The sequence below is a fragment of the Oscillibacter valericigenes genome, from assembly GCF_021531915.1.
Classification (GTDB): domain Bacteria; phylum Bacillota; class Clostridia; order Oscillospirales; family Oscillospiraceae; genus Oscillibacter; species Oscillibacter valericigenes_A.
Window position 1 is genome coordinate 1 of sequence record NZ_JAFBIV010000060.1, and the last position, 318, is coordinate 318.

The 318-nt window shown below is 63.2% G+C and carries 1 protein-coding gene; it reads left to right on the top strand.

Annotation, left to right across the window (positions count from 1 at the left end; genetic code table 11):
* Positions 1-8 precede the first annotated feature (8 nt).
* A partial coding sequence (locus tag JQM66_RS12865; RefSeq protein ID WP_235230190.1) for an ATP-binding cassette domain-containing protein occupies positions 9-318 on the top strand: 310 nt, incomplete at its 3' end.

Here is a 318-nt window from a genome sequence, read left to right on the forward strand (position 1 = left end):
AGACCAACCTGCAGGTGACGGCCGAGGGCGTCCTGGCGGTGCAGGATTTCAACCTGGAGATCGCGGACAAGGAATTTATCGTCCTGGTGGGTCCCTCCGGCTGCGGCAAGTCCACCACCCTGCGGATGGTGGCCGGCCTGGAGGAGATCAGCGGCGGCGAGCTGCTGATCGACGGCAAGGTGGTCAACGACGTGGCCCCCAAGGACCGGGACATCGCCATGGTGTTCCAGAGTTACGCCCTGTACCCCCACATGACGGTCTACGAGAACATGGCCTTCCCCCTGAAGCTGCGGAAGTTCCCCAAGGAGGAGATCGACA